Below are 12,468 nucleotides of genomic sequence, written 5' to 3' on the forward strand. Positions count from 1 at the left end.
CGAATCAGTGGCGGAGCCATGACCGCCCCGAAATCCAGGTTTCCCTGGACCAAACGAATATGACCGGAATTCCGGATCGTTACGACGCCAATGCGATGGGGGACCTCGCGAATGGCCCCTTGCGGACAAACCCGCATACATCCACCGCATCCATGACACATCTCCGGGAAGACCAGTGGTGTCGCACCAAAGGAAACGATGGCATGGTATTCACACATCCTCCCACATTCACCACAACCGTCACAAAGGGCTTCGTCAACTTGTGGAATCGGGATCGTAACCACCGTCTCTTCGGTCACCTGCCCGGGCAGGAATAAATGCGCGTTCGGTTCTTCCACATCGCAGTCGAAAAGCCCGATTTCAAAACCGCACGCCCTGGCCAGGTTCAGTGCGATTGTTGTCTTTCCGGTTCCCCCCTTACCGGATGCAATGGCAAGGATCATTCGGTACCCCCCTTGCTTGATCCCGGCATGCTCGGGCAACGGGTCATCCACTCGTGAGAGAGGCCCGCCGATTCATGCCGTGTGTAAATTGGTTTAAAAACGCTTACTTTTCACGGGCATAAGGCCAGGCCATGATGCCCCCTTCCATGACCCGGACGTTTTTCCAGCCGTTGGCTTCCAGAACCAAGGCCGCCTCGTACCCCCGCAACGATATTTTACAATAACAGATTATTTCCGTATTCTTGTCCGTGGGCAGTTCGTCCAGTCGCCTGCGTAATGCCCCCAGGGGGATCAATCTTTCCCCGATACCCAGGCGCATGGCCTCAAATTCCACGGCATCCCGAATATCCAGAATAAAAGGAGGCGTTTCCGCGTCCAGTTTTTCCTTCACTTCCCTGGCGCTGATTCCCCTCATACGATTTTTTGTCTTGTTTTGCATGATATGTGCCGTGGCAATGAAATGATCGATGGCCAGGGAAAACGGCGGGGCGTACGGCAAGTCCGCGTTTATGATATCTTCCAGACAAAGTTTGCCCGAAATCGCCATGGCCCACTGGGCGATCTGTTTGGCCACATCCCCCGGTCCGATGCACTGTGCCCCCAATAGGCGGCCGCTTTCCTTTTCCACGACGAGCTTGGTGACGAGAAGCTTCCCGTTCATGAACATGGGTTTGTCGGGACTTGAATTGATCACGGTGACGATGTCGAATCCGGCCTTGCGTGCCGAACGCTCGGTCAGACCGGTTACCCCCGCGGCGTATTCAAAGATCTTACAAATTCCTGTCTGAATCGTGCCGGGGAACTTGACCGTGTTTCCGAGGACCGCATTCTCTCCGGCGATGCGGCCTTCGAGATTGGCCAGATCGCCAAAGGGCGCGTGTACGTTTTCACCCGTAATCCGGTTGGTGATTTCAATACAATCGCCGGCGGCATAGATATGCGGGTCCGATGTCTGCATGTACTCGTTGACCTTGATACCCCCTGTTTCGCCGAGATCCAGCCCGGCGTCGGCTGCCAATTTGGCATTCGGCCGCACGCCGACCGCCACAACCGCCAATTCACAGGGCAATTCCGTTCCATTGGAGAGCTTCACGCCTGCGAGTTTGCCTTGCTCCCCTAGAAAAGCCGCCACGGCGTAGTTTGTAATCACATCAACCGCATTATCCCGCACATGATTTTCCACCAGCTTCGCCATTTCCCAATCAAGGAACGTAAGGAGTTGGGGCATCATTTCGATTACGGTGATATTGATTCCGGCAAGCTGCAGGGCCTCGCAGGTTTCGATGCCGATCAGCCCGCCTCCGATGACCACCGCCTTTGTGATTTTTTTCTCGTCCCTGATTTTTCGCAGGTAATCCGCATCTTGAATCCTCTGAAGTGTTGTGATGCCCTCCAAGTCGTTGCCCGGAACAGGCGGCATGTTGGGTACGGCGCCCGTCGCCAGAATTAACGAATCGTAAGGCAGTTCATCTGTTTCACCCGTACGGAGGTTCCGGCAGGTCACCTTTTTGTTCAGACGATCGATGGAAATCGCCTCGGTTTCAACTCGCGCCTGTATTTTCTTGGCATTCATGTAGAAAATCGGGTCGCGCACCATTCCGGTAGGCGTACACAGCAGCATGTTCCTGTCGTCAAAAAACCCCCCGATGTAATAGGGGTAGCCGCAGGAAGCCATCGAGAGATCCGCTTCCTTTTGCACAATGATCACTTCCGCCTGTTCATCGAGACGCCTTGCTTTGGCCGCCGCCTTCGGTCCGGCGGCCGAACCTCCGATTACAATGATTCTACGCACGAAAGCTCCCTCCTTCGGTTGTTAGTTTTTCATCTATTGTATGGCCGGAAAGTTTCCGTCGCATCACATGCGGACACGGCCATGTGGCCGCTCCTTTATGTCCAGTGTCCTCCCACGTCGGGAGCGCCGGCTTTCGGGAGCGACCCCTTCCGGTACTGTTTCAGCGCCTCCGTGACGGTTTCAGCATCCGAATGGTAAATTTCGATCCCAGCCGCGTCAAGGACACGAAAAGCTTTCGGGCCGCAATGTCCGGTTACCAGGATCTTCACTCCCGCTCTTGCGATGGCCTCCGCGGATTGGATGCCTGCTCCCTGTGATGCGTTTACGTTTTGCCGATTGTCTATGACTTCAAATGAATCGCTTTCCAGATCATAGATCAAAAATTTCGGCGCCCGGCCGAATCGACTGTCCAATGGGGCGTCCAGAGCATCCCCCGAGGTTGTAAAGGCAATCTTCATTGTTGTGTTCCTTTCATCAAACTGACGTCTTTTAATACACGTCAGGCAAAATATCCATTATTCAGAAGGCCGGGTTCCCAATATGGGACGGGAACCCGGCCTGTGAAAGCAGAAGCTTTCAAAAGACAAAGACTATCCGGACGTTATGTCCTGTTTCATATTACGGGTTCTTTGCGGCGTCGATTTCGTCGAGCCGCTTCCTGACCCGATCCAATTCCGACTGCATAAGATCGGCCTGGGCCTTGAGCGTCTGTTTTTCCACTTCCGGATCGGCTTGCGGATAAGGCGCCCAACTGCCGTATGGTGCCCCATAATCACCAAATCGCATCCATCCGGGACGGCCCGTCGCAGCAAAGCCCAGTCGCCGCCCACATCCGCCGCCGCCAAATCCGCGGCCACGGCCATACCATCCTCCGGTGTGGCCTGGTCCCATCATATTGGCATACCCCGGACGGTCATATCCGGCACAAAATCCCAGACCACGACCGGTCATCGCTCCCGCCCCCGTGGGGCCGGTTCTATTTCCTCTTGGCATGATACATCCTCCTTTCTTAATTGTTAACCGTTCTTTCACGTATCATATTGACCCCGCAATCAGGGCATCTGCGCTGAAAGCATGGCATACCCTGTTCGTGCGGTTCTTTTTTGCCGCATTGGGGACATACGCAGAAACCTCCCGAACCCGCAGCAAACATTCCACCGGCACGGCCGGCTCTCTGACCGCCGCGTCCCCGTCCGCCACCCTGTCCCATGCCGCCGCCTCTTCTTCCATTCATGATATTTCCCTCCCTGTAAAAACCCTGCCTGCCTGACAAGCGTCGATGACCTCGTCCAAAGCAGCCGGGCATGACAAAATCGTCACTCCTGAGTCCTGTCGTCATCCAGGCGTGAATGACTTCCCGCAGGTCTCCGGTAATGAAAGAAATCACCTGGATGCCGTTCGCAACAATAATTTCACGCAAAGATCGGGTGATTGCCCCGCAAACCAAAACGGCTACTTCCAGTTCGATCAGATGAAACGCCTTCTGTACCGGAAATTCGCCATCCAGACATTTTTCGGTTTCTCTCACGATCTCCCCGGACTCCACCTCGACAAGTCGGATCTTGCGGGTCGTATCGAAAACCGGTGCGATGCGATCCTCCCAGACGGCGAATGCTGCTTTTCTCATTTCACGCCCCAAATGCGCTTTTCTTGATTTCTATTTGAGCATAAATCATGCCAATAAGCAAGTCACGCCATGTTCGCTCTTAACATACCATTATTACAGGGATATTTTAATTGAGGCCAGGAAGGGGGCGGATATATCATAGCGCTGTTGCTACGATATATCCGGGCTATCGGCGCGTATGCGCTATGATTTGCGGGCGGAGCGCCCGTCCCGTTCAGGGAGGGGTATGCCCGCTTTCTTCATTCTTCGCAGGAGGGTCGTTTTGTGGATACCCAGTTCTTTTGCCGCCTTCTCCCGATTGTATTGATTCTTCTCCAATGCATTGCGAATCAGTTGCACCTCGAGCATGGTACGCGCTTGTTTAAAATCCTGAGTCTGAGCCGTTTCCGGATAGGACGCCGTGAGTTCTTTCGGGAGGTGCCTCGTGTCAATCAACCCATCCCGGCATAGAATGAAGGAACTTTCGATCACATTTTCCAGTTCCCTGATGTTACCCGGCCATTCATGAGCCATGAGCAAAGAAAGGGCTTCAGTGGTGATGCCGGAAACCGTCTTTTGCTGCAGCCGGTTGAAGTGTTCGACGAACTGTTCTATCAGGATCGGAATATCCTCCTTGCGTTGCCGAAGGGGAGGAAGGTCAACCGATACGACATTAATGCGGTAATACAGGTCCTCCCTGAACTTATTCTGACGCATCTGTTCCGGCAGATCCCTGTTGGTCGCCACGATTACCCGGATGTCCGCTGTTTCGGAACGCGTTGCCCCCAGCGGTTCGAAAGACCTTTCCTGAAGAACCCGAAGCAACTTTACCTGGATAGCCAAACTGATTTCGCCTATTTCGTCCAGAAAAAGGGTGCCGCCGCCGGCCAGGGCAAATCGTCCCGGCTTGTCTCTGTTTGCTCCGGTGAAGGCGCCCGCCTTGTAGCCGAAAAGTTCCGATTCGAGGAGGCTGTCGGGTAAGGCGCCGCAATTGACCGCAACGAAGGGTCCGTCTCGACGCGGACTCAAATCATGAATGGTTCTGGCCACAAGCTCTTTGCCCGTGCCGGTTTCACCGAGAACCAGTACGGTGCTTTCACTGGCGGCAATGGGCGGCAATACCTTAAAAATCCTCTGCATCTCAGGACTTCTGCTCACCAGATCGCCCAGACGAAAGCGGTTTCCCAATTCCAGACGGAGTGCCACCACTTCGGACAAATCCCGGAAGGTTTCCGCCCCGCCAATTACCTGTCCCTGGTTGTCCCTGAGTACGGCCGTAGAAATACTGATGGGGATGCGGTTTCCCTCCGAGTCAATGATATAGCCCGATTTTCCGATGATGGGGCGGCCCGTTTTCAGGGTTTTCTGAAGTGCGCAATCGGCCCCGCACATGCTGGAGCGAAACACATCGGAACACCTGCGTCCGATGGCTTCCGTACGCGGCACACCCGTTATCTCCTCCGCCGCACGGTTGAACGACGTGATGTGCCAGTTCTTGTCGACTGTAAAAACTCCGTCCGAGATACTCTCCAGGATTGCCTCGGTTGGGGTAACCAAGGTATCGACGGATTTGTCGTTTTTCATTTAGGCAATCTTTCAAAAAATATTCTCAAAGGCGGTTCGCGGCGTCGGGTATGTTCATGGATGACCGGTGTTCATGAGAGGCCTGCAAAAATCATCCGATGACTTCGGCCCACTTTGTTCAGTTGCCCGCCCAGTCTTCGGGGAGAAGGTAATCCCCCCCGACCGGTTTCTCTTGACCTATCCAGTCGCAGGCCTCACGAAGTGTCGCAAAATAATGATATTTTCTGAAGATCCTTTCAGCCTCCGGTGCGGCCAAAAAGGAAAGAAAACGCTCCGCCGCCGGCCTGTTGTCCGTGTAGTGTAAAAGCGCGGCGTTGCCCACGCCGATTCGCTGAATGTCGGTTGGCGCAAGCTTTATGGTATCGATCTTCTCCGGAAACCATTTGTCCAAGTAACTGAAACCGATCACCGCGTCAACCTGCCTCAAAACAAGGAGTGCCGCCAGTTTGTTAAAGTCCTCGCCATAGGTGACGATATTTTTTCTGAACTGCTTCCTTTCCTGCGGCGTCAGCGACTTGTCCGCGATTTCCGCCGCCAGGATGCCTACATAGACCGTTTCGGGATTCCCGATGGCAATTCTGAGGCCCGGTCTGGCCATATCTTGGAGGCTCCTTATCCTTTTGGGATTGCCTTTCTGGACATTGATGGACGGCACGAAGTAACCCGTTTCCCGGATCGTTCCCGGCACAAGATGCCCCTGCTTTGCCGCCTTCTTCATGATGTCGGGGGACGGGGCGACGAAGATGTCGCCCCGCCTGCTGAGCGATATCTGGGACAGGAGGGTTCCGACTCCCGCGTAACTGACGTTGACCTCCAGGCCGGTTTGTTGCGTGAAGGCCGTGACGATTTCATCCATGGGCATCCTGAAGGCCGCGCCGCACAGAATCAGCGGTTTATCCGCCGCACGGCTCAGACCCGTCGTCGCCGCCAGCAAAACACATATCATGAGCGCCATGAATCCGAATTTATTTTGCATGCTGAATGTCCTCCAAACGATGAATGAAAGTTTCTTGTTGCTCAATGGCCAAAGGGACAGTATCGGTCCAGCCCGCACAAGGCGGCGACCCCTGCCACCGTGACACCGAAAAAAATCACCGGTTTCCTGTTCAAAAAATGGACGATGGTATCGTTGGTGGCCGTCGAGCCCGTGGCGAGAATCACGTCACACCATGCAATGACCTCCTGCGTCGCCGAAGGGGCATCCACAATAACGCCCGCCCTCCTGTGGCCGATATTGTCCTCGTCCAGGTCAACGATGCGCAGGGGGAACGACTGAACGAGACTTGCCGCCATCGCGGGCTGATAGCCGATCAGGGCAATTTTGGGATTCTCGTAACGTTCCTGGATGTAGGCGGTCAATTGTTTCGCACAAAGCCCGGGTTCTTGATCGCGGCAATGAATGGTTCCCTCAACGCGTTTTTCGTGGCGCATGACTGCGTTGAGGGTTGCGATAAAAATAGCACGCTGGAAATTATCCGCCAAATCCAGGGACAGAACATCCCGCAGAGAACCTCTGAAGTTTCCAGGCATATCTGTAAAGGCCTGTCCCTTGGCGCCCTGGAAGTCGGCCTCCATCATGAACTCTTTCCCTCGCATGAGGGGGTAATCATCCCGTTCCGGCTCACCTATTGCCTCTTTGACGGTCAGGGTTCTCGCGGAAAGTACGGAAATGGTTTCATCTGAAATTGCCTTCTCATCGATAAGCTTTGCAAATCTGTCTTTCAGATCCTGATAAAATGGCATGGAACAAACCCTCCTGGAAGCATTTATTTTTGTTTGTTGATTTCCGATGATCACACAATATCTGATGGGGGAAACCCACCACGCGAAGCACCCCCGTGACAACGACCCTATCAATCAGACCCGGAAAAGGTAAATTTCGTGCCGCTCATGTTCAGGAGAAACGCCTCCGGCATGGTTTCCTCTATCCACAGGGACGCTTTTCTTCCCGTACAATGACAGGGGATGACATAACGGGGAGCGCATTGTCGCAGCGCTTCCAAAAGCGGCTCCAGTTGTTTTTTCGTCTTCCCCGTCAGATGGAATCCGCCTATAACGGCAAAAACGCGGCTCTCACCCGTGATCTTGCGGGCCTGCTGGATCGTGTTGATGATGCCGGCATGGGCGCACCCGGTGACAATCACCAGCCCTTTTCCCCTGAGTAGCAAGGCCAAAGAGGAATCATCCAAAAAATCATCTTCTTTATTCCAGCCGTTTTCCCGGTAATATGCATGCCTTTCATTTTGTTCAAAGTCGGTGCTGCGAGGGATCTCACCCAGAAACAGGGCGTCGCCTTGTAGTATCCGGCATGGTTTCCGGTTTTCCCAGAGCTCAAAACCGGCCTTTTCGAGATACGGCCTCGTCAGTTGGGGCATGCGGTATATGATACCCTTGCTTATGCTATGCCGGCCGGTTCTGAATGCCTCCGGGTGTACCACCAGGGGCAGTCGGCTGTGTCCCGTTGCTTTGGCCAGCGCTCGCAAACCGCCCCAGTGATCGGCATGACCGTGGGAAAGGACAAAACAGTCGACTTTCTTCAAGTCAAGGCCAAGGCTTCGCGCGTTCTGGGCAGCACCGGCAGGGGAGAACCCGCCGTCGAAAATCAGGGTTCCGCGTTCACCACATCGCTGGGTCCGGATGAGCAGGGAGAAACCATGTTCAGCGAGCAGGGGCCGCTTTGTTCCCCCATCAGCCGGATACCCTCCACGGGTTACCACCTCGTCATTGTTCATAACCGTCAGGTCGGTATAGTTATCCATCAAGGTGTGAAGTTCAATTTGATCAAGGGGGCGCAATGCAATGGGACCCATGCGTTTCCTCCAAAATGACGATACGCCGTCAGAATCCTCTTGTCGTACAGGTTATCGCCTGTTGCCTGGACTTGACGGAACCGATGACGCGGGGACTCCTTTCATTCCATGATGCCATGGGTAATCCCCGGTTACCCAAGAGATCACCTCCATGAAAGCTAACAAAAAATATGCCGAACTTGTCGGGGAATCCTTTTTCAAAAACACTTTATAATATCAAAGAATTGGCATGATATCGATTAAAAGGGTTTTGCCCGGTGGTTCCGAGTATGGCACACTTGAATCCTTGTATTTCAAAAAAGTCGCAATAATGCAATGATTTCCGTTCCGGTATAAAAAGGGGGTGCCCGGTAAACCGGGCACCCCCTTGGGGTTTGATGGTTGAGTGGGTTGATGGCCCTATTTAATTCCCTTTTCCTTGATCGCCTTCAGGATCTTCTCCGGCGTTGCCGGTACATCAAGCGACATAACGCCGATGGCATTCCGGATGGCATTGAGAACAGCCCCCGGAGGATTGGCCAGAGCCCCTTCACCTGCACTCTTGGCGCCGTAGGGTCCGAACGGATCCGGCTCCTCCACCAGAATGTTTTTGAATTTCGGCATGTCACAGGGGCCGGGCATCTTGTAGTCCGTGAAATTGCTGTTCAGACACAGACCGTTCTTATCGTAGTAAATTTCCTCCATCAAGGCATGACCGATACCCTGTTGCACGGCCCCCTCGTTCTGCCCTTCACAGGAGGGCGGATGGATGGCGCGGCCGATGTCGTAGGCCATGATGCTCTCCAGCGTTTCCACTGCGCCCGTCTCAATGTCCACTTCCACCTCCATGAAGCAGGCCGCCAGGGGCGGTGAATGGTGAGGTGGGAAATGGCTGGCATATCCCTGAATCTGCCCGGGGGTGCCGACGGTTTTGCCCGTTGCCGGATCTATAAAGTTATAAACACCCAGAGACGTGATGGTTTTGACGTCGATGGACTTATCGGGACTACCCTTGACGAAGATCTTCTTGTCCTTCATATCGAGGTCGTCGACATTGGCTTCCAACTGGATTGCCGCCCTCTCGAAAAGCTGCTTTTTCACATCCTCGCAGGCCGCCTTGACGGCCCCGCCGCCGACATACAGGGTCCGGCTGGCGTGTGCGCCGATGTCAAATCCTGCGGCGTCCGAGTCGCCCACCAGCATGTGGATTTCATCCAACCCGAATCCCAGCGTTTCCGCCGCGATCTGCTTCAGGGAAGTGTGGGCCCCCGTTCCAAGGTCGGAACAGGACGTGATGACCTCCGCCGTCGCGTCCTCGTTCAGCTTGACCGTGCAGGTCGTATGCTCCAGGAGCATGGGGAAGGCGCCGCTGGTGTGGTTCATAACGGATACGCCGATACCACGCCGTTTGGTGCCGGTCTGGTTGGCGTACTTGGCCCGTTTTTCCTTCCAGCCGATTGCCTCGGCACCTTGCTGCAGGCACTGAACGAGGGCAGCGGAAGGATATTTGAAGCCCAGGATCCAGGTGTCGTCGCCGATACCCTTCGCCCATTTTATCCGCCATTCCACGGGATCCAGACCGAGTTTAGCGCACATGTCGTCGATGGTCTGTTCCATGGCAATGTTGGTCTGTGGGTTTCCGTAGGCCCGGTAAGCGCCGGAGGGGGCCACGTTCGTGTAGTAGGCTTTGGACTTGAAGCTGAGGGCGCCGAACTTGTACATACCGACGAGCCAAGCACCCATCGTGAACTGTACACCCGAAGCGTGGGTATAGTAGGCGCCCCTGTCGGCGAGCCAGTTCGCTTGGCATGAAACAGGGGTCCCGTCATTTTTGAAGCCCATCTTCATCCGGTAGTTTCCGGGATGGCGGCTCTCCGAGGCGATCCAGTCCTCCTCACGCAGGTACTCCACCTTGACGTGTCTGCCCGGGACGGCCATCGCCATGGCGCAGGCTTCCGGTTCGCCGATCAGGCCCAGACGGCCGCCGAATCCACCGCCGACCGTGGTCTGATTGATCTTGACTCTGCTCATGGGGAGCTCGAACAGGCGGGCAATCTTCGCGTGCACGCATTTGGGCATCTGTGTCGATGTCCAGCAGTTGATCCGGCCCTGGTCGTCATAATAGCCTACATACGCATGAGGCTCCATCTGGCACTGCTTGCACTTCGGTGTATAGAAGGAGTTCTCGATGACAAGGTCGGCGTTCTTCATTTCCGCCTCGGCATCGCCCCAGCCGTAGCTGTTGTTCGGGAACATCTCCGCCGGCAACTCGAACGCTTTGTTACCCGCTTTCAGGGGTGTGAACTGAAACGCGTCGGGTTGCATCGCTTCCGCTGCCGTCAGATACACCGGCAGGGGTTCGTATTCGACGACGATTTTTTCTGCCGCTCTTTCCGCCTGCTCCTCCGTTCTGGCGATGATCCCGGCAATGGCATCGCCCTGGTGCTTGACGTGATCCGTAAACAGGACCTGGTCTTCAATGTCGCCCAGCAGCTTTCCCGCCGCCTCCGGCACCATTATATCCAGAACGCCCGTGTTGTAGCCCTTTTGTGTTACATCTTTCGGTCCCAGCGCTTTCACCACCCCAGGCATCCGTGCCGCTTCCGATAAATCCAGTTTCGTCACTTTCGCATGTGCATATTTCATACACCGGACAATCTTGCCGTACAGCATACCCGGAAAATACAGGTCCGCCGCGTACTGCGCCCGGCCCGTAACTTTTGCCTTGGCGTCAATCTTGGGGATTCTTTTCCCAATAACAGCAAATTCGCTCATGAATATCCTCCTTTTCGTCCCTTAATCATGTGGAGGCCATAACTTCGCTGGCCTTCTGGATCGCCTCTACAATCTTCACGTATCCCGTACAACGGCAGATGTTCCCCTCCAGTTCGCGGCGGATTTCCTCTTCCGTCGGCTTCGGGTTCTTTGCCAGAATGGTCACCGATTTCATGACCATCCCGGGCGTGCAATAACCGCACTGGATCGCGTGCTGGTTGACAAACGCCTCCTGAACCGGATTCAGTTTCCCATCTTTTTCCAGACCCGCCACCGTCGTGATGTTCGCGCCGTCCATCGTCGCAGCGAGAGTCAGACAGGACAAGATGCTCTTCTTCCCGTCTAAAATTACCGTGCAGGCCCCGCATTCGCCCGTTCCGCAGCCGTACTTCGTTTCCGGCATCTTCAGATCATCCCTGAGCACCTGAAGGAGGGTACGATTCACCGCGACGTTCAGGCTATGCGCTACTCCATTGACATTTATCGTTATGGAACGTGTTTTCATCTTCTTCTCCTTATCATCTTGGTTAGTCAATTCAGCCTATGCAAGGGCCTTCTCGATGGTCCGCTTCATCAGCACACCAGATACCTCCTTGCGGTACCAGGCAGACGAACGCACGTCGTCAATCGGTGTCACTTCCGCCTTCACTGCTTCCATCATGTCCTTCAAGACGGCGTCCGTGATTTCCTTACCTTTGATGATCTCTTCGGCCTTCTTCATTCTTATCAGCGTCGGGGCCACGCAACCCATCGCCAGACGGGCGCTCTGACAGACATTGCCCGCCATATCCAGGCTTACCGCGGCATTCAGTTTCGACAGGTCCTGGTCCGATCGGGTCAACCGTTTGAACGCCGACTTGCCCACCTTCGCGGGAATTTTGAACTCGACCGCAAACTCGAAAGCCTGCCGCGCCGTCTGACGATAGCCTATCCAGAAATTATCGATATTCACTTCCCGCCTGCCTGCCGCACCCTGCAGGACCACCGTCCCTCCCAGTGCAAGTACGGCAACGCAGCAGTCACCCGCCGGTGATGCCCGCATGATATTGCCCACCATCGTCGCCTTGTTACGCGTCTGGGGCGTTCCGTTCACGCAGGCCGACTGCCACAGCGCCGGATATTCTGTTCTTACTATGTCGCTGTCCACGATCTCGGCCAGTTTAGCCATTGCGCCGATGCGCAGGCCATCCGTGGGATCGTAGATCAGATAATCCAACCCCGGGACTTCGTCCAAGGTCATGACATAATCCGTTTTCTGTCCCGCCTTCATCAGTACCAAAAGATCGGTACCGCCAGCCATGACCGCTGCCTTGGATTCATATTTGCCCAGCATTTCCACCGCTTCGGGAACGCTCTGGGGTACCAGTAGATCAAATTCTGGCAAAATACGACTGCTCATACATTAACCTCCTTATGGTATTTTAGCCATGCTAAATCAGTTAGTTCGATGATTGTACAGAACGTGGGCAGAGCCCTGTC

12 protein-coding genes are annotated in these 12,468 nt (G+C 54.7%); all 12 read right to left on the reverse strand.

The features are described from left to right. Positions 1–443 (reverse strand): 4Fe-4S binding protein (locus tag GX147_06635; GenBank protein NLN60367.1); only part of this gene is annotated, 443 nt, incomplete at its 3' end. A gap of 103 nt (positions 444–546) precedes the next feature. Beyond that, positions 547–2,235 carry an FAD-dependent oxidoreductase gene (locus GX147_06640; GenBank protein ID NLN60368.1) on the reverse strand — a complete coding sequence of 563 codons (1,689 nt, stop codon included), beginning with the start codon at positions 2,233–2,235 and terminating at the stop codon, positions 547–549. A gap of 95 nt (positions 2,236–2,330) precedes the next feature. Further along, complete coding sequence (locus GX147_06645; GenBank protein NLN60369.1) at positions 2,331–2,693, reverse strand: dinitrogenase iron-molybdenum cofactor biosynthesis protein; 363 nt, start codon at positions 2,691–2,693, stop codon at positions 2,331–2,333. A gap of 160 nt (positions 2,694–2,853) precedes the next feature. Beyond that, a complete protein-coding gene (locus GX147_06650) occupies positions 2,854–3,228 on the reverse strand; it encodes a DUF5320 domain-containing protein (protein NLN60370.1) in 375 nt (124 codons plus the stop codon). Between the two features lie 16 nt (positions 3,229–3,244). Then, positions 3,245–3,862, reverse strand: coding sequence for a hypothetical protein (locus GX147_06655; protein NLN60371.1), 618 nt, complete (start codon positions 3,860–3,862; stop codon positions 3,245–3,247). A 183-nt stretch (positions 3,863–4,045) separates the two neighbouring features. After that, positions 4,046–5,425 carry a sigma 54-interacting transcriptional regulator gene (locus GX147_06660; GenBank protein ID NLN60372.1) on the reverse strand — a complete coding sequence of 460 codons (1,380 nt, stop codon included), beginning with the start codon at positions 5,423–5,425 and terminating at the stop codon, positions 4,046–4,048. Positions 5,426–5,543: 118 nt separating this feature from the next. After that, a complete protein-coding gene (modA, locus tag GX147_06665) occupies positions 5,544–6,401 on the reverse strand; it encodes a molybdate ABC transporter substrate-binding protein (GenBank protein NLN60373.1) in 858 nt (285 codons plus the stop codon). Positions 6,402–6,442: 41 nt separating this feature from the next. Further along, complete coding sequence (locus GX147_06670; protein ID NLN60374.1) at positions 6,443–7,168, reverse strand: hypothetical protein; 726 nt, start codon at positions 7,166–7,168, stop codon at positions 6,443–6,445. A 110-nt stretch (positions 7,169–7,278) separates the two neighbouring features. Further along, the gene (locus GX147_06675) at positions 7,279–8,235 is read right to left on the reverse strand and encodes an MBL fold metallo-hydrolase (protein ID NLN60375.1); all 957 of its coding nucleotides are present in this window, start codon (positions 8,233–8,235) and stop codon (positions 7,279–7,281) included. Between the two features lie 399 nt (positions 8,236–8,634). Continuing rightward, positions 8,635–10,989, reverse strand: coding sequence for a molybdopterin-dependent oxidoreductase (locus GX147_06680; protein ID NLN60376.1), 2,355 nt, complete (start codon positions 10,987–10,989; stop codon positions 8,635–8,637). A gap of 25 nt (positions 10,990–11,014) precedes the next feature. Further along, on the reverse strand, positions 11,015–11,494 hold the full coding sequence (locus GX147_06685; GenBank protein ID NLN60377.1) for a (2Fe-2S)-binding protein: 480 nt from the start codon (positions 11,492–11,494) through the stop codon (positions 11,015–11,017). Positions 11,495–11,530: 36 nt separating this feature from the next. Continuing rightward, the gene (locus GX147_06690) at positions 11,531–12,388 is read right to left on the reverse strand and encodes a xanthine dehydrogenase family protein subunit M (GenBank protein ID NLN60378.1); all 858 of its coding nucleotides are present in this window, start codon (positions 12,386–12,388) and stop codon (positions 11,531–11,533) included. Between the last annotated feature and the right edge of the window lie 80 nt (positions 12,389–12,468).

The organism is Deltaproteobacteria bacterium (assembly GCA_012522415.1).
In the GTDB taxonomy this organism is placed as follows: Bacteria; Desulfobacterota; Syntrophia; order Syntrophales; family JAAYKM01; genus JAAYKM01.